At 65.4% G+C, this 19,304-nt stretch carries 18 protein-coding genes; 11 read left to right on the forward strand and 7 right to left on the reverse strand.

Features of this window, described 5'->3' with window-relative positions:
* Positions 1-82 precede the first annotated feature (82 nt).
* The 7 genes from F0311_RS16175 (at position 83) to F0311_RS16205 (ending at position 6,136) form a co-directional block, all read left to right on the forward strand.
* Complete coding sequence (locus F0311_RS16175) at positions 83-958, forward strand: hypothetical protein (RefSeq protein WP_150462976.1); 876 nt, start codon at positions 83-85, stop codon at positions 956-958.
* Positions 955-2,448: an ATP-binding protein gene (locus tag F0311_RS16180; protein ID WP_150462977.1), complete on the forward strand. Its 1,494-nt coding sequence runs from the start codon at positions 955-957 to the stop codon at positions 2,446-2,448. The genes F0311_RS16175 and F0311_RS16180 overlap by 4 nt, the downstream gene beginning before the upstream one ends.
* Positions 2,448-3,014, forward strand: a complete 567-nt coding sequence (locus tag F0311_RS16185) for a hypothetical protein (RefSeq protein ID WP_150462978.1) — start codon at positions 2,448-2,450, stop codon at positions 3,012-3,014. Before F0311_RS16180 ends, F0311_RS16185 begins: the two co-directional genes overlap by 1 nt.
* Positions 3,011-4,795 carry a type IV secretory system conjugative DNA transfer family protein gene (locus tag F0311_RS16190; RefSeq protein ID WP_150462979.1) on the forward strand — a complete coding sequence of 595 codons (1,785 nt, stop codon included), beginning with the start codon at positions 3,011-3,013 and terminating at the stop codon, positions 4,793-4,795. The genes F0311_RS16185 and F0311_RS16190 overlap by 4 nt, the downstream gene beginning before the upstream one ends.
* An 89-nt stretch (positions 4,796-4,884) precedes the next feature.
* Entirely contained in the window at positions 4,885-5,352 is a 468-nt protein-coding gene (locus tag F0311_RS16195) for a single-stranded DNA-binding protein (protein ID WP_150462980.1), read from the forward strand.
* Between the two features lie 14 nt (positions 5,353-5,366).
* Complete coding sequence (locus F0311_RS16200) at positions 5,367-5,939, forward strand: hypothetical protein (RefSeq protein ID WP_150462981.1); 573 nt, start codon at positions 5,367-5,369, stop codon at positions 5,937-5,939.
* On the forward strand, positions 5,936-6,136 hold the full coding sequence (locus tag F0311_RS16205; RefSeq protein ID WP_150462982.1) for a hypothetical protein: 201 nt from the start codon (positions 5,936-5,938) through the stop codon (positions 6,134-6,136). The genes F0311_RS16200 and F0311_RS16205 overlap by 4 nt, the downstream gene beginning before the upstream one ends.
* Here F0311_RS16205 and F0311_RS16210 read toward each other — a convergent pair.
* Both F0311_RS16210 and F0311_RS16215 read right to left on the reverse strand, forming a co-directional pair.
* The gene (locus F0311_RS16210) at positions 6,120-7,763 is read right to left on the reverse strand and encodes a recombinase family protein (RefSeq protein ID WP_150462983.1); all 1,644 of its coding nucleotides are present in this window, start codon (positions 7,761-7,763) and stop codon (positions 6,120-6,122) included. The genes F0311_RS16205 and F0311_RS16210 overlap by 17 nt on opposite strands.
* Before the next feature lie 94 nt (positions 7,764-7,857).
* Positions 7,858-8,640: an SDR family oxidoreductase gene (locus tag F0311_RS16215; protein WP_150462984.1), complete on the reverse strand. Its 783-nt coding sequence runs from the start codon at positions 8,638-8,640 to the stop codon at positions 7,858-7,860.
* Positions 8,641-8,726: 86 nt separating this feature from the next.
* On the opposite strand from F0311_RS16215, the gene F0311_RS16220 reads away from it, so the two are divergent.
* The gene (locus tag F0311_RS16220) at positions 8,727-9,608 is read left to right on the forward strand and encodes a helix-turn-helix transcriptional regulator (protein WP_150462985.1); all 882 of its coding nucleotides are present in this window, start codon (positions 8,727-8,729) and stop codon (positions 9,606-9,608) included.
* On the opposite strand, the gene F0311_RS16225 is transcribed toward F0311_RS16220, so the two are convergent.
* Positions 9,589-10,209 carry a TetR/AcrR family transcriptional regulator gene (locus tag F0311_RS16225; protein ID WP_223881429.1) on the reverse strand — a complete coding sequence of 207 codons (621 nt, stop codon included), beginning with the start codon at positions 10,207-10,209 and terminating at the stop codon, positions 9,589-9,591. The two genes, F0311_RS16220 and F0311_RS16225, sit on opposite strands and share 20 nt — an antisense overlap.
* A gap of 121 nt (positions 10,210-10,330) precedes the next feature.
* Here F0311_RS16225 and F0311_RS16230 point away from each other — a divergent pair, with 121 nt between their 5' ends.
* Both F0311_RS16230 and F0311_RS16235 read left to right on the forward strand, forming a co-directional pair.
* Positions 10,331-11,353, forward strand: a complete 1,023-nt coding sequence (locus F0311_RS16230) for an aldo/keto reductase (protein ID WP_150462986.1) — start codon at positions 10,331-10,333, stop codon at positions 11,351-11,353.
* Between the two features lie 135 nt (positions 11,354-11,488).
* Complete coding sequence (locus tag F0311_RS16235; RefSeq protein WP_150462987.1) at positions 11,489-12,775, forward strand: alpha/beta fold hydrolase; 1,287 nt, start codon at positions 11,489-11,491, stop codon at positions 12,773-12,775.
* Positions 12,776-12,782: 7 nt separating this feature from the next.
* Here F0311_RS16235 and uvrB read toward each other — a convergent pair whose 3' ends face one another.
* From uvrB to F0311_RS16255, 4 genes are read right to left on the reverse strand one after another with little or no spacing between them, the layout of a single operon-like run.
* Positions 12,783-14,918: an excinuclease ABC subunit UvrB gene (gene uvrB, locus F0311_RS16240; RefSeq protein ID WP_150462988.1), complete on the reverse strand. Its 2,136-nt coding sequence runs from the start codon at positions 14,916-14,918 to the stop codon at positions 12,783-12,785.
* A gap of 10 nt (positions 14,919-14,928) precedes the next feature.
* Positions 14,929-16,038, reverse strand: coding sequence for an ABC transporter permease (locus F0311_RS16245; RefSeq protein ID WP_150462989.1), 1,110 nt, complete (start codon positions 16,036-16,038; stop codon positions 14,929-14,931).
* Positions 16,035-16,679 (reverse strand): ABC transporter ATP-binding protein, encoded by a 645-nt coding sequence (locus F0311_RS16250; protein ID WP_150462990.1) that lies wholly within the window; start codon positions 16,677-16,679, stop codon positions 16,035-16,037. The genes F0311_RS16245 and F0311_RS16250 overlap by 4 nt, the downstream gene beginning before the upstream one ends.
* Positions 16,680-16,682: 3 nt before the next feature.
* Positions 16,683-17,900 (reverse strand): peptidoglycan-binding domain-containing protein, encoded by a 1,218-nt coding sequence (locus F0311_RS16255; protein WP_150462991.1) that lies wholly within the window; start codon positions 17,898-17,900, stop codon positions 16,683-16,685.
* An 815-nt stretch (positions 17,901-18,715) separates the two neighbouring features.
* Here F0311_RS16255 and F0311_RS16260 point away from each other — a divergent pair.
* Positions 18,716-19,303 (forward strand): hypothetical protein, encoded by a 588-nt coding sequence (locus F0311_RS16260; RefSeq protein ID WP_150462992.1) that lies wholly within the window; start codon positions 18,716-18,718, stop codon positions 19,301-19,303.
* Position 19,304 lies beyond the last annotated feature (1 nt).

The following is a 19,304-nucleotide window of genomic DNA, read 5'->3' on the forward strand; positions in this document are numbered from 1 at the left end:
CGGACCCGGGTGCCGGTCGTGATGTGGCGCGTGCACCTGACCCGTGACCCCAAACCCGCTCGCGTTCACGGGAGGCCCCACGATGCCCACGTTCCACGACCCACTGGCCGATGCCGCAGAAGCCTCCGAGGCCCTGCGCGGCCTGGCCCACGCCAGCCGGGTCTTCGATGACCCGGCCGACACCTACCAAGTATTCGGTGAACTCGCCGCTGGTGTCCGTTCGCTGCGCCAGGTACTGGACCAACTCGCAGGCGCCCACCTGACCCACCGGGACCGCGCATTCGACGACGACGGCAACCACACCGCCGGTGCAGCCGATGCGCTGGCAGCAGCCGACGAACTGCATCTGGCTGGGACGTTGTTGGATCAGGCCGAGGACCGGCTCAGCGCCGCCCACAGTGCGTCGGGGCGGATCGCCTGGCACCGCGAACCAGCCATCGAATCGCCCGTCGAACCTGACGCGCAGCGGCGGTGGCTCAATGTGGTGTTCCTCCAAGGCGAGCAGGCCGACCAGGTGCTCGATGTGATCGACCGTCAGGGCACCGAGGCGGCGATCGAGCACCTGCGTGGCTTCGACGTCGGGGAGGAGACCACTGATGCGGCGTTGGAGAACGGCTACGCCTACGACACCCCACCTGCCGGGGCGCAGGATCGCACCATCACCGAGGGCGACTACGCCCTGACCTACAACCACGACCTGGGCCATGTCAGCCTGCTGCGCGCCTACACCCCGCCACCCGACCCAGAACTCACTCGCACCGTCCCTGAACCGGTTTCGGCAGGTCCGGTCTCGGCGCGGGAGGCCATCGGTGGCCGCGGGTCAGCCGCCCCGCACCCACGCCCCTCGATAAAGCGCCCCCAATCGGTGGGCAGGAGGCCTATGAACGACCCGGAGCATGACTGGTTCGCCGCCCCCACCCGTTCCTCGGGTGCCTCGGGGCGGGGCCTGTCGCTATGAGCAGCCGCGAACACGATCACGACCGGTTGCACACCTCGGTGCTGGTCGCCCCAGCCAAGGAACGGCGCCGACTGCGTAAACAGCGCCGCCAGGCCGCCGCAAAGCTCCAAGCCGAACAACGCGCCACCGAGAAGCACGCCGCGAAGGCGAAGGCCGAGGCCGAGCGCGCCGAACGCCGCGCCACCCAGTACCTGCCCGCAGCCGGTGAACCCGGCCCCGCCGCGCTGCGAACCCCGGGGCGGTTTCGGCTCCCGCGCCACCAAGACACCTCCGCGACGTTGGCGGGGGCGTATCCGTTCGTCGCCGAAGGCGGCCTCGGCTCCGACGGCGTGTTCGTCGGCCAGGACCTCTACTCCGGCGGCAGCTTCGTCTACGACCCCTGGGTCTTGTATGCCCGCGGGATCATCACCGCCCCCAACGTGGTTCTGGCCGGGATCGTCGGCTCCGGCAAATCCTCCCTCGCCAAGTCCCTCTACACACGATCGCTGCCGTTCGGGCGCCGCGTCTATGTACCCGGTGATCCCAAGGGTGAGCACACCGCCGTTGCCGAAGCAGTCGGCGGACGCGCCATCGTCCTCGGGCACGGGCTCAACACTCGCCTGAACCCGCTCGACGAAGGCCACCGACCCGGCGGGCTCTCCGATGAGCAGTGGGCCACCACGGTCGCCTCCCGTCGCCGGGACCTCATCGGCGCGCTGGCCGAGACCGTGCTGGCGCGGGGGCTGACGCCATTGGAGCACACCGCTATCGACCTGGCGCTGACGCAGACGGTGCGGGAGAACACGGTGCCGATCCTTCCAATGGTCGTCGACCACATCCTCACCCCGAACAACGACACCGATGGGCGTCTCGCGGAGGATGGCCGGATCGTCGGCCACGCCCTACGACGGCTGGTGGCCGGCGACCTCCAAGGACTCTTCGACGGACCGAGCACCGTCCGGTTCGACCCATCGCTGCCGATGATCAGCCTCGACCTCTCCCGCGTCACCGAGAACAGCACCCTCATCTCGGTGTTGATGACCTGTTCCTCGGCGTGGATGGAGTCCGCCCTGCTGGACCCGGCCGGTGGACAGCGGTGGGTGATATACGACGAAGCCTGGCGCCTCATGTCCCACCCCGCACTGTTGAAGCGCATGGACGCGCACTGGCGGCTCGCTCGTCATTACGGGATCGCGAACATGCTGATCTTCCACAAACTCTCCGACCTGGACAACGTGGGCGATGCCGGCTCGGCCATGCGCTCCCTCGCCAACAGCCTGCTGGCCAACGCCGAGACCAGGATCGTCTACCGCCAAGAGTCCGACCAGCTCGGACCCACCGCGAAAGCCCTCGGACTGACCGGCACAGAGCAGAAACTCCTCCCCAGCCTTGGGGTTGGGCAGGGGTTGTGGCGGATCAAGGACAGAGCCTTCATCACCCAGCACCAGCTCCACCCGGCTGAGTTGGACCTGTTCGATACCAGTTCTCGGCTCACCCAAGGAGTGAAGTGATGCCTTCGAAGAAGCCACGCCACTCGTCCCGGCGAGAACGCTCAGGGACCCCGGTGGTGTTGCCGCATGTGGTCATCACTGCCGCCGAAACCGGTGTCCTGGATGTCACTGTTGACGGTACTGCGTTCCCGCCACCAGCGGAAGGCATTGAGTGGACGCGGAGAACTTTCGGGGCCCTGTTGGATGCGATCACTGAGGACCGGAGGGTCGCGGTGCGCATCGAGGTCCACGAAACAGACGGGTCCGTGTTCACCGACCTCATCCACGCCCGCCGACCCAAACCAGCAGAACCCGAAGAAAGTAAGTCAGAGACCCCGAGCAGTAGGCAGGCCAAGAGCAGGCGCAAGAAGCGAGCGGAGCTGGTGGAGGTCACTGGCGAGGGGTTCGTGCCCGGCGAGGATGTCGCGGTAGCGGTCGTCGTCTCCCAGACCGACGCGACCGGCATCGGTCATGCCCGCGCTCTCCTCGACACCACACAGCTCGCGGACCTCTTGCGCGACGGCACCGGTGAGGCGGTGCTGTTCGGTCGGGTCTCGGGCACCACCGTCCGCAGGCGGCTGTCATGAGCGCCCCCGGACAGCGGCAGACCGGGAGCATGGGCGATGAGCTGACCAACGCCGCCCTCATCGGCCTGATGGGAATGTTCGGGTTCGCACTGATCCTGCGCGCCGCCGGCAGTGTGGCGGCATTCCTCACCGGCACACCCCAACCGGACACCGGTCCGGCGTCCGGGCTCTGGGTACTGTTCAACCCCGCCGACCCAGCGACAGCGTTGAAGGCCGAAGGGATGAACCCGGTCCCATACTGGACCATCACCGGGCTGATGCTGACTGGCCTCGCCCTGGCCGGGACGTGGGTGTGGATACGGGTCCGACGCCGTTCCAGGAAGGCCGAGACCGACCCACGCCGCCTCACCGGAACCGCCACCGGCCCCGAGGTCACCCAGACCGCCTCATCCAAAGCACTACTAAAGCGCGCCGGGACACTGCGCCCCTCACTGGACGACCCGGCTCCATCCGATCTGGGGTATCTGCTCGGCCGCTCACGAGGCAAGCAGGTGTGGGCATCGGTGGAGGACTCGATCCTACTCATCGGCCCACCACGATCCGGCAAAGGCCTGCACGTGGTCATCAACTCCATCCTCGACGCCCCCGGTGCCGTGGTCACCACCTCCACGCGCCCAGACAACCTCACCGCCACCCTCAAAGCTCAGCAGCGCGAGGGTCGGCCGGTGGCGGTCTTCGACCCCCAGCACCTGGCCGAGGGCATCCCCGCCGGGATGCGCTGGTCACCCATCCGCGGCTGTCACGACCCATTGACGGCGATGATCCGCGCCACCGGACTCGCCTCCGCCACCGGCCTCTCGGCCGGCGGGGTCGAATCCGGCGGATTCTGGGAAGGCAAAACCCGCACCGCGCTCCAAGCTCTCCTGCACGCCGCAGCACTGGACCACCGGCCACCGGCCGAGCTGTTCCGCTGGACCCTGGACCCCACCGCAGCCGCCGAAGCCGTCGCCATCCTCACCAACACCACACAGGCCGCCACCGGGTGGGCCGACTCCCTCGGGGCGATGATCGACTCCGACCCCAAAACGAGGGACTCGATCTGGCAAGGCGTCGCCCTCGCTCTCGGCGCGCTGGCTGACCCACGGGTGCTCGATGCCGTCTCACCCAGGGCTGGCGAGGCCTTCGACCCCGAAACCTTCCTCCAAGAGCGCGGCACCCTCTACCTGCTCGCCACCGGCGCCGGAGCCGGCGCATCGGCTGCGCTGGTGGCGGCGTTCGTGGAAGACCTCATCGAGACCGCACGCCGGATCGCCGCCCGCTCACCGGGTGCCCGGCTCGACCCGCCGCTGCTGCTGGCTCTGGATGAGATCGGCAACCTCGCCCCACTACCCAGCCTCCCCACGCTGATGGCAGAAGGCGGCGGCACCGGCATCACGACCCTGCCGGTGCTTCAGTCGTTGGCGCAGGCGCGGGAGAAGTGGTCCGACAACGCCGCCGGAGCGATCTGGGACGCCTCCATCGTCAAGGTCATCCTCGGCGGCGCCTCCAACAGCCGCGACCTCCAAGACCTCTCCACGTTGATCGGGGAACGCGACGAGTACACCGACAGCGTGACCCTCGGCGACCACGGCACCCGCTCCAACCAGCGCTCGGTACGGCGGGTGCCAATCCTGCCGCCCGACCGGATAAGGACCCTCCCGTTCGGCACCGGTGTCACCCTCCTGCGCTCCGCACCACCCATCGTGACCGATCTGCGCGCCTGGCCCTCACGCAGCGACGCCGCTCAGCTCAAGACCGACCGGACCGAGGTCGAAGCTCTGCTCCGCCGACCCGGTTCCTGACTGGGCGTTCGGCCTGGGCGGGGGTGTGCACCTGCCTGACACAGCCGCGTATCGACTGAGCGCGACGCCAGAGACGGTAGGAGCAGAAGATGTCGATTCACACTCGACCCTCGATCAGGGGATTCATCGCCTCAGAACCACAGGTCTCCCAAACCCAGAACGGTGATCCGCGGGTACGGGTCAGGTTCGGCCAGGAGCATTCCCGCAGAGAACCAGACGGCTCGTTCACCAAGCTGGATACGACCTTCAACACGCTGGTGGCCTACGACGAGAATGCTCGGCGGATCGCGGAGAACTTCGTCAAAGGCGACCGGTTCCTCGCCCAGGGCTACACCCGCACCTACACCAACGAGAACACCGGGATGGATGGTGAAGTGTTCGTCGCCACCGGAGTCGGCCCCGATAGCGCCTACACCCGCTATGAGGTCGACCGCTCCGCCCGACGCAGCGGCGTCGAACGCTCGGCCCCAGAACAAGCCGCCTCCCAAAAGGCAGCAGCATTCGATCCCCCTGAGCGTCAGCGGCCGGCCAACACCGCCCCGGCGATCGATCTGTGAAGCAGGGCCGAACGATGAGCGAGTACAACCCTGAACCCGACGAAGTAGACGATGAGGATCTCGTGCCCGATGACGTCCTTGTCTCCGACGATGTGCCAGAGACCCCCGAGCCGCCGCATCCAGTCAACTGGAACCTGCTGACCGCCGATGAGCTGGAGGACGAGTGGCTCGCCCTGGACCGATGGGTGAAGTGGTTGCGCACCACATACGGGCTGCCCGCCTCGGTGATCCCACCGTTCTGGCACCACCACCCAGAGTTAGTGTGGGAGCTCTCGGCGCTGCATCTGCACTGGCTGGGCGCCTACGACCCCGAGCAGAACGCCAGCGCCCCGGTCGGCTGGCACCGTGACTTCGCCGACGCCCGAGCCCGGCTGCGCGACTGGGTGGCCTCCTCTGGCACCCGACTGGACCGTGACCGCCCGACCCGGCAGACCGTCTGGCCAGGTGAGGACCCAGCCGAACCAATCGAAGACACCGTGATCACCGACCGAGCCTCGGAGTTCACCGAGTTCGTCCAGGCCGAAGTCGCACAACGCCGGCAGGCCGAGGAGGACTTCTACGCCGCGATCGCCGGAGACGAACCATGAGCAGCGGCCCGGCCTGCCCGCCCGCGGCTGAGGTCCGTGAGGTGGTCGCAGAGCCCGCCTATGGCGCGTTCGCGGCAGGGTGGTGCGCCGGCACGATCCGGCGCACCACCCGACCCATCTCCCAGGAGGTGATCGAGCAGATCGCAACAATGCTCGATGCCGCCAGCGTGGCCGACACCCTCACTCGACCGGAATGATCCTCAGCCGCTCCTCGGTCGGCGCCTTCCCCGGCGATGCGTCGATCCGGTGAATCATCCGCCGCAGATAGCCGCGCTTCTCCGTGATCGTCCTCTCCTTCCACGACGCGATCAGTGCCGAGCCGTCCTGGATCGGGAACTCCTCTAACTCCATCGCGCCAAGACGACGCTGGAGGGCGTCCACTCGCCGCTGGGCCTCCTCGATCAGCGACAGCAGCACCGTGACCATCGCGCCCCGATACTCCCCAGTGCCCTGCTTGGACAACAGCGCGTCACGTTCGGCTCTGGCCTCGTCAAGCTGGGCAAGCACATCATTGATGCTCGCATCCGAGCGGGCCGCGCGACGGCGAGCACGTGCGGCCGCAAGCGCGTCATCGCTGATCTGGGAGAAGAACCAGCCCAGAACGAAGGCCTCACCCTTGACCGCATCGATCGTGCATCCACCCGAGCAGTTCCCCGGCCCACGCACCTTGTTGGCCTGGCACCGGTAGGCAAACGCCTGCACCCGCTCACCCGAGGCCCGTTTGCGGTACTTCTGGTGCCCATACAGCCTCGCCCCGCACTGGCAGAACAACAACCCGGTCAGCAGCCACTCATGCGAACCCCACGGCCGCCTGGTCCGTGAGGTTTTCGCTTCCTCCAACAGTCGCCGCACCCGCAACCACGTCCCGCGATCGCACACCGGCTCCTGGGCCATCACCGGCTCACCCGAGGCGCCGCGGGCGATGTAGTCCAACAGGTCCAGCTTGACCCCACGCTGATGCTCAGGCACCTGCCGCATCCGATACCCGATCATCCGAGGCGAGATCAACGCCCGATACAACGTCGCCTCATACACCGGGCCACCAGTCGCGGTCGTGATCCCGTAGTGCTCACTCCAATACCGCCCGATCTGGGCAAGACTCTTTCCCGCCAGCACCATGTCGACCGCGTCCTTCAACGCCGGATGCTCCACCGGGTGCGGCACCAGCCGCACCCCTGAACGCCCGAACTCATCGACCACCCGCGGCCCGGCCATCCACCCCAACGGCGGCGTGCCGCCATGATGAAACCCAGACTCGGCCAGGTGACGCTTCGAGGCAAGCTGCCGCTCACTCATCGAATCCGTCTCAACCTCGGCCAGCAGTGCCTTGATCCCAGTCACCAGCTTCGCCCCGGCCGTCGCGGTATTCAGCTCATCAGCGCTGTCCTGGTGCGAGACCAGATACACCCCTGAGCGTTGGCACTGCCCGATCCACTCGATGCACTTCGCCGCGATCCGGTTGGTGCGATCCAGCTTCCAGAACGCCACTGCCGGTACCTTCCCAGCCTGGATGTCCTGGTTGAGCTGGCGCCACCCCTTCCGATGCTTCGCCGCCGACGCACTGGCTGAGTCGTTGTCGATGTACTCACCCATCACCGTCCACCCGCCCTCAGCGGCGAGCTTGCGCGTCAGGTCAAGACGCTGACGCTCGATCGCGTCCGCCTTGTCCTTGTGATACTTCGACAACCGCAGATACAGATAGATCGGCCGCGTGCCCTCCAACGGCGTCTCCGGGCCCGTCTGGGAGAACGCCGGATAGAGCACTGCCCGCCTCGCACGTCCCGGCCGCGCATGCGCGCCGGGCTGCTTCGTAGTCGTCTTCATCAGTGACCTCCTTCGATAAGGAGGTGCACTTTCCATTGCTCGACTCAGCCGCCAACATCACCCCGCACTCGGCGGCGACGCCGCGCGAGCTCCGTCATCGGGCCATCCCTCCGTTGGCGCGCAGCACCTGGCCGTTGACCCAGCGCCCGTCGGCCCCAGCGAGGAAGGCGACGGTGTTGGCGATGTCCTCAGGGGTGCCCAGCCGTTCCAGGGGCGGGCTCTTCGCCAACGCATCGACCTGCTCCTGCGTCTTGCCGTCGAGGAACAGCTCGGTAGCCGTCGGGCCAGGGGCGACCGCATTGACGGTGATGTCGCGCCCGCGCAGCTCCCGGGCCAGAATCAGAATCATCGCCTCGACCGCGCCCTTGCTGGCCGCATATGCACCGTAGGTGGGAATCTGGGTGGTGACCACGGTGGTGGAGAAGCCGATAAAGGCCCCACCGGCGCGCAGCCGGCGCGCGGCTTGCTGAGCGACCACGAAGGTGCCGCGAATGTTGGTGCGGTGCAGCTCATCGAGCACCTGCAGGTCGAGATCAGCGATCGGTGAGAGCGCCATGCGCCCGGCAGAGTTGACCACGACGTCGATGCCGCCGAATTCCTGCTCGGCGCGGTCGAACATCGCGGCGACCTGGTGCTCGTCGGCGACGTCGGCCTGTACTGTGACGGCCGTGCCGCCGTCGGCAGCGATGGAAGCGACCGTCTCATCGGCGGCCTTGGCATTGCCCGCGTAGTTCACCACGACGGCGAACCCGTCGTCGGCAAGTCTCTTCGCAACTGCGCTGCCGATGCCGCGTGAGCCTCCGGTGACAATAGCCACCCGTCCAGGCGCATCCTGGGAAGTGGTGTTCTCTGCTGTGTGTGTGGTGTTTTCTGTCATATTCACTATGTTGCGCTTCCCCACACGTAGCAACCAGGGGATGTCATCCCCTGTGTCCGAACCCCATCCCCTGGCACACTGGAGCTATGAGTCCCGCAAAGTTCCGTGAGCTGGGCGCTTTCCTGCGATCCCGGCGCGAACGCATCCGCCCCACCGACGTCGGCTTGATCTCCGGTCCCCGGCGCCGGGTTCCTGGGTTGCGCCGCGACGAGGTCGCGCAGCTGGCCGGCGCATCCGTGGACTACTACAACGAACTGGAACGCGGGGCGGGCTCTCAGCCCTCGGAGCAGATGCTCGCCGCACTAGCCCGAGCCCTGAGGCTGACCCGCGACGAGCGGGACTACCTGTTCCATCTCGCCGACCGCCCCGTGCCCGTCGAGACCGGGCCGGCCGCCCACGTGCATCCCGGCATGCTGGACCTGCTCAGCCGGCTGCCGGCGACCCCGGCGCAGGTCATCACAGATCTGCACATCACCCTGGTCCAGAACCCTCTCGCCATCGCGCTGCTCGGTGATCAGTCCGAATTCACAGGCAAGCGCGGCAGTTTGCTCTACCGCTGGTTCACCGAGGAGGATTCCAGGGATCTCTACCCGGCAGAGGATCATGAGGCACAGTCGCGGGCCTTCGTCGCGGACCTGCGTGCCGCAGCAGCCGCGCGTGATGCTCGCGACACCGAAGCCGCAGGGATGATTGGCGAACTGCGGACCAGCTCGCCCGAGTTCGCCGCATTGTGGGCCGAGCACGACGTCGCCTACCGGCGCAACGACCGCAAACGCATCATCCACCCCGAACTCGGTGTCATCGAGGTGAACTGCCTCAACCTCTTCAGCGAAGACAACCGCCAGCGCCTGCTCTGGTTCACCCCGGTACATGGCAGCGACAGCGCTGACGCACTCGACATGCTCTCGGTGATCGGAACCCAAGAGATCTATGAGCCTGCCTCGCCCGTCATGGCTCGGGGTCGGTGAACCTGAGGCCATCGAGGAAGACGCCGATCATGCGTTGGTTGAAACCTGCTTGCGCCTCGCGCACAGGTTGGGACAGCAGGGCGATGGCCGTCATGATCTCTTGAGTGCTGACATCCTCGCGCACCTCCCCGGCATCGACCGCGGTGACCAGGAGCGTCCGTAGAGCCGGCTCGAGCTGGTCCAGAAGCTGTTCGGGCAGCCCTTCGTAGGCGGGGTCACCGGAGTGCAGCGCTGCCGCGAGACCTTGCTTGGTGCCCACGAAGTCAGTGAAACGTTCGATCCAGGCCATGACCGCTCCCCACGGACTGAGCCTTCCAGTCAGCTCCTCGGCAGCGGCCACGCACTCATCGATCTCCTGCTGCAACACGGCCACGATGAGATCGGACCGGCGGGGATAGTGCCGATACAGGGTCCCCACACCCACTCCCGCCAGATCGGTGATCTGCTTGGCCGGCGCATCCACACCGTCGGCTGCGAAGGCCGTCTTGGCGGCCTCCAGTAGCGCAGCGACATTCCGTTTCGCGTCTGAGCGCTGACGCCGAGGCTGCTCAACGCCGTGCCCTGACGGGCCAGCCGTCATTGCTGTCGACCGGGATGCCATAGTCCTCCTCTTGCAAAGCGGAAAGGTGTTCCGTATAGTTCCGGAAAGAGTCTCCGGTTCGATGACAGTCTACGTCACGGAGGCCCACGCACAATCATCACACCCACCAATGGAGGACCCAATGCAGTATCGACCCCTCGGCCGGACCGGCATCAAGGTGAGCCCTTACGGGCTCGGCACGCTCATGTTCGCCACCCAGGTCGGCAACCCCGACCCCGCCGACTCTGCCCGCATTATTCACAAGGCGTTGGACGCGGGCATCAACCTCGTCGACACCGCCGACGCCTACGGCGACTCCGAGGAGGTCGTCGGCCACGCACTCAAGGGACGCCGCGAGAACGTCGTCCTCACCACCAAGGTCGGCAACCCACTCGGCGCCGACCCGAATCAGCAGGGCGCCTCCCGCCGGTGGATCACCACCGCGATCGAGAACTCCCTGCGCCGTCTCCAGACCGACTACATCGACGTCTACCAGCTCCACCGCCCCGACCCTGACACCGACATTGAGGAGACGCTCTCGGCACTGACCGACCTTGTCCGGGCTGGCAAGATCCGCACTTTCGGCACGTCGACGATGCCCGCCTCGAGCCTCGTCGAAGCCCACTGGGTGGCCGAGCGTCGCGGACTGGAGCGGTTCCGGACCGAGCAGCCTCCGTATTCGATCCTCAACCGCGGTATCGAACGTGAGATCTTGCCCGTGGCGCAGCAGTACGGCATGGGCGTACTGGCCTGGGGGCCGCTCGGGCAGGGCATGCTCACCGGCCGGGTTCGCCGCGGCCAGGAGAACCCGCTCGCCCGCGCGAAGTTCTTCAAGGCCTACAGCGATGAAGCTCGCCTTAACGCGGTCGAGCAGCTGATCCCCCTGGCCGAGGAGGCCGGACTGTCCATGCCGCACCTAGCGATGGCCTTCGCGATCACCCACCCCGGCGTGACCAGCGCACTCCTCGGCGCCCGTACCATGGAACAGCTCGACGACCTCCTCACCGGAGTGGACATCACTCTCTCCGACGACGTGCTCGACCGTATCGACGAGATCATCCCGCCCGGAACCGACACCGGCACACTCGACCAAGCCTTCGTTCCACCGGCCATCCACAAGCCCGAACTGCGCCGCCGTCCGGCGACATGGCGGTCGGCTGTCTGAGCAAAACCCACCGCCACGGCCTGGCTCGCCAACGGGGCCCCTGTCCGGCAGGGAACGCGGGCCGCGGTGATTCACGCGAGGGTTTCACCGGTTCCCGGGACTCTGCAAGACTCTCCAGCATGAGAAGCTGATCTCATGGCTGACTCACGACTGCTGCTGGACGGGACCCGGATCACTGACCACTGGTTGACGGTGCCCCTGGAATGGCGCAATCCCACCGGTGAGAGCATTCAGGTGTATGCTCGGGAGTTCGTCGGCGCCGAAGTCCTCGCCAAGGGAGAGGTGCATGTCGCAGGACTCCCCTGCCTGCTCTTCCTCCAGGGCGGACCCGGCGGCAAGGGAAACCGCCCCGCAAAGCTCAGCGGCTGGATGGCGGAGCTGGTCAAGGACTTCCGGATCATCATGCTGGACCAGCGCGGCACCGGCCTGTCCACACGTCTAGACCGGCATCGGCTGGTGGCACGCGGTACCCCGCAGGAACAGGCCGCATATATGAGAAACTTCCGGGCTGATTCCATTGTCCAGGACGCCGAGGCGCTGCGCGAGCAGCTGGGCCTCCGTTCCTGGACCGTCTTCGGACAGAGCTACGGCGGATTCTGTACCCTCACCTACCTGTCTTTCGCCCCGCAGCATCTGGACCGGGCTCTGATCACCGGAGGGCTGGCACCGCTGAGCGGACACGCCGACCGGGTGTACCAGCACACCTACCGGCGCATGACCTCCCGCAATGCGGAATACTTCACCAGGTTCCCCGAGGACCGGGAACGGCTCGACGCAGTGATTTCTCATCTGCGACAGAACGATGTTCGTCTCTTTGACGGCTCATTGCTGACCGTGGCGCGGCTGCAGATGCTGGGCATGGGACTGGGTGGGAACACCAAGGCTGACTCGCTGCACTACCTGCTGGAGGAGGCGTTCACCGATGACCGGCTCTCCGACACGTTCCTGGCCGAGGTCGGTCAGCGACTCAGCTTTGCAGCGAATCCCATGTACGCGGTGATGCATGAGTCCATCTATGGCATGCCCGGGGAACATGCCACCGGCTGGGCGGCCGAACGGGTACTGGCTGAGTTCCCCGAGTTCTCAGCCGAAACGGATCAGCCTCTGCTGACCGGAGAGATGATCTTCCGTGAGCATATCCGGCTGGATCCGGTGCTGGCGCCGCTGTACCAGGCTGCCGAGGCTCTCGCCGCAGTGGATGACTGGGGTCCCCTCTATGACCTGGACCAGTTGGCTCGCAATGAGGTGCCCACCGCGGCTTGTGTCTATACCGACGATGTGTTCGTTGACCGGGAGCTGTCCCTGGAGACTGCCAGCCGCGCAGCAAACCTCTCCGTCTATGAAACCGCAGACTTCCACCACGACGGCATCCACGACGACGGCCCGGCCATCCTCCGCGAACTCCTCAGCCGCACCGAATAACTACTGGCTACTCCGCGGCTTGGATAGCTCGCAGCTCCTTCTTCAGGTCAGACAGCTCATCACGGAGCCGTGCAGCCAGCTCAAAGTTGAGGTTCTCTGCAGCCTTGTGCATCTGCTCGGTGAGCTGAGCGATGAGATCAGCGGTGTCCTTGGCCGGGGTCTGGGCAGCCAGGCTGCTCTCCGCAGCTGAGGCGGGCGGGGCGGCGTCGTCGTCATCCTTCTGGAATCCGGTCCAGCCGCGATGGCCCTTGCCGTACTGGAAGCCGGTGGCCAGGCCGCCCATTCCCTGGAGCAGGTCAGCGGTATCGGCGTCCTCGCGGGCCAGCTGGTCGGTGATATCGGCGATCTTCTTCACCAGTGGGGTGGGGTCGATCCCGTGCTTCTCATTATGGGCGATCTGCTTTGCGCGGCGCCGCTCAGTCTCATCGATGGCCCGGCGCATGGAATCGGTGATCCGGTCGGCGTACATATGCACCTCGCCGTGGATATTGCGGGCTGCGCGCCCGATGGTTTGGATGAGGCTGATGGTGGAACGCAGGAACCCCTCCTTATCGGCGTCCAGAATCGCGACCAGGGAGACTTCGGGCAGGTCCAGTCCCTCGCGGAGCAAGTTGATGCCGACCACCACATCGTGAGTACCCTTGCGCAGTTCGCGCAGGATCTCCACCCGTTTGAGCGTGTCCACATCCGAGTGCAGGTATTCGACCTTCACCCCGTGTTCCAGGAGGTATTCGGTCAGGTCCTCGGCCATGCGTTTGGTCAGCGTGGTGACCAGTGTGCGCTCATTGCGCTCGGTGCGGGCACGGATCTCAGACAGCAGATCATCGATCTGGCCTTTAGTGGGTTTGACCTCCACCTTGGGATCCACCAGGCCGGTGGGCCGGATGATCTGCTCCACCACGCCGTCGGACTGGGAGATTTCGTAATTGCCGGGAGTGGCCGAGAGGTAGACGGTCTGCCCGATCCGCTCCAGGAACTCGTCCCACTTCAGGGGCCGGTTGTCCATGGCGGAGGGCAGCCGGAAGCCGTGCTCCACCAGGGTACGCTTGCGCGACATATCGCCCTCATACATACCGCCGATCTGCGGAATGGTCACATGGGACTCGTCCACAATGAGCAGGAAGTCATCCGGGAAGTAGTCCAGCAGACAGTGCGGGGCGGAGCCGGCTGCGCGGTCGTCGATGTGCCGGGAGTAGTTCTCAATCCCGTTGCAGAAGCCCATCTGGGCCATCATTTCCAAGTCGTAGGTGGTGCGCATGCGCAGCCGTTGGGCCTCCAGCAGCTTGTTCTGGGACTCCAGCTCCTGCAGGCGCTCGCGCAGCTCATCCTCGATATCGCGGACGGCCCGGGCCATCCGTTCGTCGCCGGCCACGTAGTGGGAGGCGGGGAAGATGTACATCTCCTCCTCCTCGCGGACCACAGTGCCGGTGAGCGGGTGCAGGGTGTGGATGGCCTCGATCTCATCGCCGAAGAACTCGATGCGCACCGCGAGCTCCTCGTACATAGGAATGATCTCCACGGTGTCCCCGCGCACCCGGAAGGTACCTCGGTGGAAGTCGGCGTCATTGCGCACGTACTGCATGGCTACGAACCTGCGCAACAGTTCGTCGCGGTCGATCTCCTCTCCGCGGCGCAGCGGCACCATCTGGGCGATGTACTCCTCCGGGGTGCCCAGACCATAGATGCAGGAGACGGTGGCCACCACTACGGTGTCGCGCCGGGTCAGCAGTGCGTTGGTGGCTGAGTGTCGGAGCCGTTCGACCTCCTCGTTGATGGAGGAGTCCTTCTCGATGAAAGTGTCCGTCTGCGGCACATAGGCCTCAGGCTGGTAGTAGTCGTAGTAGGAGACGAAGTACTCCACCGCATTATGGGGCAGCAGCTCGCGGAACTCATTGGCCAGCTGGGCGGCCAGGGTCTTGTTCTGCACCATCACCAGAGTGGGGCGCTGCAGCCGCTCGATCAGCCAGGCCGCAGTGGCGGACTTTCCGGTGCCGGTGGCGCCCATCAGAACAACGTCCTTCTCACCGCCCTCAACTCGTTCGGCCAGCTCTTCGATAGCCTGCGGCTGGTCCCCGGAGGGCTGGTAGGGGCTCTCCACTTTGAAAGGGGCGACCGTCCGACTGATCTTGGGCGCAAGACTCATGAGCATCAGTCTACGGCGTGCGCAGCACCGCCACTGGGTCGCGGGTGGCCGCGTAGATCGCGGGAATCACTGCGAAGACACAGGCAGCCAGTACGGCCAGCACCGCAGTGCCGGCGGTGAACTCCCAGGGCGGCTGAGCCTCGAAGCTCCGGGCCATGGCGAGCCCGCCCGCGACACCGGCACCGGCCCCCAGCAGGGCCGGGACCATAGTGCGCAGCAGCACCAGGCCCACGATCACCCCGCGGGAGGCGCCCAGAGCCCGCCGGCGACCCAGGTCTTTGCGACGGACCAGCACATCGGCCAGCACCACAATAGCCACCAGGAATGCACCCCCGGCCAGTACGCCCAGCAGCAGGGTGCGGCCAAAAGTGGTGAAATCCCCGGTGAGTTCATCCTGCAACTGGGCCATGGACATCGGCGACTGCACGGTCAGATGATCGGTAGCCGGCGGGTCCAACAGCTGCAGCACGGCCGACTGGGCTGGGCCGGCATGGTTGGCATCATGCAGCACCACGTGCAGGGTGGTGGCAGCAGGCTGATCAGGGCTGACCGGATAGACAATGCCGGCGGTGTAGTCCCCGAACGGGTCGCGCGGGCTGAAAGTTCCCACGATCGCCCAGTCCTCCATAGGATTGCTGGTGGCCTGCTCCACCCAGCCCACTGGGGCGTCCAGGTTCAACCGGTCCATCGCCTCGGCAGAGACGAGCGCCTCCCCGGGCTGTGGCCAGCGGCCCTCCTCCATGGTGACCACGTTCTCCAGGTTGCCGTAGATACCCCAGGCCGGGACGCGCTCACCGCCCTCGCCGATCTCCCCGTTGACCACATCGATGGCGGTGATGGTGCCCAGGGCCCGCTCGGTGCTGGAGAGTGCGCCGGTCTGTCCGATGGTGGCGGCGTTGATCAGCTCATAGGAGTCATGGCTGGGCTCAGTCACGGTGAGCACCCGGGCCCCGGCGGAGTCCAACCGCTCGTAGAGCTGGGCCTCAGCGGCGGCGGTGCGGCCCACGGTGGCCAGAGTGGCGGCACACATCACTGCCACCAGCAGCACGATCAGTGCGCTGGGCACTTTGGTGGCCCAGGCGGTATTGGCGGCCTCGCGCAGCAGATTGGGCAGTCTCACAGGGCCAGCACCTCGTCAGCGAACTCGATGACGAACGGGTCGTGGGTGGCGATGACCACGGTGCGGGCGATCTCCCCTAAGCCGGCTGCCGCGGAGAGCGCGTTGAGCACACCTTCGGCATTGGCTTGGTCCAGGTTGCCGGTGGGCTCATCGGCTAGCACTACAGCGGGGTCGGTAACCAGTGACCGGCAGACCGCCACCCGCTGGGCCTGGCCGCCGGAGATCTCCCCGGGCTTGTGATCTGCCCGGTGACCCACACCCATCTGGTCAAGCAACTCCCAGCCCTGCTCCTGGGCGGCGCCCTGCTTCCACCCGGCGTAGAGCGCGGGTTCGATCACTGAGTCGAGAATGGTGCGAGTGGCATCAAGCACGGAGTCCTGGAACACGAATCCGATGGATTCTGCCCGGATCCGGGAGCGTTCGGCATCGGGCGCCGCGGAAACGTCCTGGCCGTCCAGTGTGACGGTGCCGCGCAGCGGGGTGAGCATCAGACCCAGCACATAGAGCAGCGTGGACTTGCCGCGCCCTGAGGCTCCGGTGACGACAGTGACTTTGCCGGGTTCGAAAAAGTAGGAGAGATCATCGAAGAGCTCCTCTCTCCCGCGCCGATACCGGAACGTCAGGTCTTGGATCGAGAGCACGGCTCAGTCCTCGGCTTCCCCAGATTCGTCCTCCGGGTCCGTCTCCTCAGGCGGCGAAGCGTCGTCGTTCTCTATCAGCTCGTCCAGCTCCGGATCCTGCTCCTCGCCGGGCTGTTGCTCGGGCTGTGGCTGGCCGGTATCACCACCCTCGCCGAAGACTCGGACCTCATCGCCCTCCTCGATCCCCTCGATAATCGCCACCCCCTGGCCGGAGCCGAGGACTTCCACATCAGTCTCACCCTCGCGGGTCTCCACGTAGGTGGCGCCTGCGTCAGAGGTTCGCACTGCGGCCGCGGGGACCGCGACTCCCTCCACCGGAGGTGTGACCACCACGCTGGAGCGCAGGGACAGCTGCGTATCGGCTGGCAGCTCCTCACAGTGCTCCTTGCAGACCTCATCACCCTCCGGGGAGGTGAGGTCATACTCCACCCCGCCGCCGGCCTGCGGGTCACCCTCAGTCACTGAGGCCACCACGGCTTCCCAGGTGTGGTCCTCAAAGGTGATCTCGATGATGGCGTCCATGGGCACCTGCTGGGCCTGGGAGTCCATGAGCACCATTACGAAGCTGCGATCCCCTGTGGGTGCCTGGATGGATTCCTCACCGCCGGCGAGTTCCGCGCCTATCCGGATCTCCTCGCCGAGCTGGATCACGATGGGGCTCTGCGGGACGGCGACCACCTCGCCCAGCGGGATTGTGCCGGTCACGGCGACGCCGAGGTCGTCCTGCCAGTCCTCCACGGCGGAGGCGGTCCACTGGTCGTAGCTGCCGGGGGCCTCTCCACTGTCCAGGTACCCGGCGTCGATGAGGAACTCCTGGACGGCAGTGACGTCGGGACCGGAGTTCCCCGGTTCCAGATCCCGCCAGAAAGGGCCGTCTGATTCGATGATGCGCACTGCGGTGCTGCCCACCCGGTAGGCCATATCTCCATTGTCCAGCTGGCCCTCGTTGGCCTCACGGACGATCCCAGCAAACTGGTTGGTTCCCACCGGGTCGGAGGGCTGGCGCACCGTGGTGGAGAGGTTCAGCGACCGGCCTACTGATTCATGGGTGGCGGCGGCCCAGATGCCCTGCTCGGCGACTTGCTCATCCGATTCGGCTTCAGTTTCACCCAGTGTGGCGGTCCCGGCCCACCAGCCAGCGGCTGCTGCGAGCACGATGGCCACCACCAGCACCGCTATGTTGAGAAACCGCCTGCGCGGGCGCCGTCGCTGCTCTGCCATACCCTCATTCACTCCTAACCAGTTGTCCGCAACCTACACATGAGCCGAGACTCTTGGCCGTGCACTACACATGATTGATACCAACTCGTTGTGGAGATCCCTAAACATGAGGCCCACGCTAAAGCCGTTTCCAGGATCTGCACCAGATCCCTACTGTCCCCTGAAGTCACCAATATTCCGATCAACTTCAGGGGACAGCGCTGTGGGGTACCCCTGTGGTGGACTGCGAACTACTGGAGATCGGGAGCCAGCCGATCTCAGGACTTGCAGAAAGGTGTCACCATGTTTAAGGCAACTGCCAAAATCGGAGCAGCACTAGGGGTAGCAGCCCTAACCTCTGTCGGCGCACTGGCTCCTGCGCACGCGGATGACAACACTGCGGGTCCTGGTGTGATGCAGATTGAGCCAGCAGGCGACGGGTTCGTGACCTGGAACGGTACGATCCAGTTTTATCCAAGCGATTTGACGTTGTCCTCAGAGACATACGGCGGAACAACACGGCACCGCTATTACAGCACGGTGCATCAGGAATGGCATCGACCGCTCACATCTGAGGAAACGTGGGTACAGCACACCACTCGGCGGGTCCTCAGTTCTGGTAGCTGGGCCGTCCTCTCCCAACTCGATGTGCGCTACGCTGGGGCCTCTTACAGCTGTGACCCCTCACCATGTGCCGTGGTGAGCCCTGACTCGGGGTAATTATGCGGCACGCACGTCATGAGAAAGTGGCCGCAATGTTTGTGTGCCTCGGGCTCTTCAGTCTCTCTTGCGCTAGTAACAGCGAAGAAGCAGAAGAGCACTGGGGCTTTCCAGAGATGACTTTCGAGGAGTTAGTAGAGCTCGAACTTCAGGATCGAGAGCGTAGAGCCGCTGAACTAGCGCTTCCGGAACTATCTTTTGATCATCTTGTGGAAAAGGAAGTTGAGGTTGTTCGATTCATCTACTGGAGAGAATACGATGAAGTGATGACCGAATGCCTCAACGATCAAGGTTTCGACCTCGAGGTCGTAGACAACGGCGTCACTTATGGATATCTGCCGGAGGACCAGCAACTTGCAGCTCAAGAAGCAAACTTCCTATGCAGAATGAAGTACCCCACAGACCCAAGGAATGCTCAACTAGATCCTCCCGATGAACAGAGACGTGAGCAGTATCGATTGGCAGTCGAAGAGAGTTATCCGTGCTGGATCGAGGCTGGTTTCGAGATTCCAGAACCCCCCACTTACGAAACGTGGCTGGCAAATTCAGGAACAGATGAGGGCTGGATTCCCACCAGCGAGGCGGCAGCAGAGGCTCGGCGCGAGGGCAGTTTGGCGGAGTTCTACAAGCTGGAACCCATCTGCAATGCTGTGGCATATAATTTTGACAGCGTGATGCCACCACTGCCAGAACCACCTGACTGAG

This window comes from Nesterenkonia ebinurensis (assembly GCF_008711175.1).
In the GTDB taxonomy this organism is placed as follows: Bacteria; Actinomycetota; Actinomycetes; order Actinomycetales; family Micrococcaceae; genus Nesterenkonia; species Nesterenkonia ebinurensis.

Bases quoted from the DNA above. Each gene is read 5' to 3' on its own strand.
- F0311_RS16175 (WP_150462976.1), top strand. From the start codon at position 83: ATGCCCACGTTCCACGACCCACTGGCCGATGCCGCAGAAGCCTCCGAG.
- F0311_RS16180 (WP_150462977.1), top strand. From the start codon at position 955: ATGAGCAGCCGCGAACACGATCACGACCGGTTGCACACCTCGGTGCTG.
- F0311_RS16185 (WP_150462978.1), top strand. From the start codon at position 2,448: ATGCCTTCGAAGAAGCCACGCCACTCGTCCCGGCGAGAACGCTCAGGG.
- F0311_RS16190 (WP_150462979.1), top strand. From the start codon at position 3,011: ATGAGCGCCCCCGGACAGCGGCAGACCGGGAGCATGGGCGATGAGCTG.
- F0311_RS16195 (WP_150462980.1), top strand. From the start codon at position 4,885: ATGTCGATTCACACTCGACCCTCGATCAGGGGATTCATCGCCTCAGAA.
- F0311_RS16200 (WP_150462981.1), top strand. From the start codon at position 5,367: ATGAGCGAGTACAACCCTGAACCCGACGAAGTAGACGATGAGGATCTC.
- F0311_RS16205 (WP_150462982.1), top strand. From the start codon at position 5,936: ATGAGCAGCGGCCCGGCCTGCCCGCCCGCGGCTGAGGTCCGTGAGGTG.
- F0311_RS16210 (WP_150462983.1), bottom strand. From the start codon at position 7,763: ATGAAGACGACTACGAAGCAGCCCGGCGCGCATGCGCGGCCGGGACGT.
- F0311_RS16215 (WP_150462984.1), bottom strand. From the start codon at position 8,640: ATGACAGAAAACACCACACACACAGCAGAGAACACCACTTCCCAGGAT.
- F0311_RS16220 (WP_150462985.1), top strand. From the start codon at position 8,727: ATGAGTCCCGCAAAGTTCCGTGAGCTGGGCGCTTTCCTGCGATCCCGG.
- F0311_RS16225 (WP_223881429.1), bottom strand. From the start codon at position 10,209: ATGGCATCCCGGTCGACAGCAATGACGGCTGGCCCGTCAGGGCACGGC.
- F0311_RS16230 (WP_150462986.1), top strand. From the start codon at position 10,331: ATGCAGTATCGACCCCTCGGCCGGACCGGCATCAAGGTGAGCCCTTAC.
- F0311_RS16235 (WP_150462987.1), top strand. From the start codon at position 11,489: ATGGCTGACTCACGACTGCTGCTGGACGGGACCCGGATCACTGACCAC.
- uvrB (WP_150462988.1), bottom strand. From the start codon at position 14,918: ATGAGTCTTGCGCCCAAGATCAGTCGGACGGTCGCCCCTTTCAAAGTG.
- F0311_RS16255 (WP_150462991.1), bottom strand. From the start codon at position 17,900: ATGGCAGAGCAGCGACGGCGCCCGCGCAGGCGGTTTCTCAACATAGCG.
- F0311_RS16260 (WP_150462992.1), top strand. From the start codon at position 18,716: ATGACTTTCGAGGAGTTAGTAGAGCTCGAACTTCAGGATCGAGAGCGT.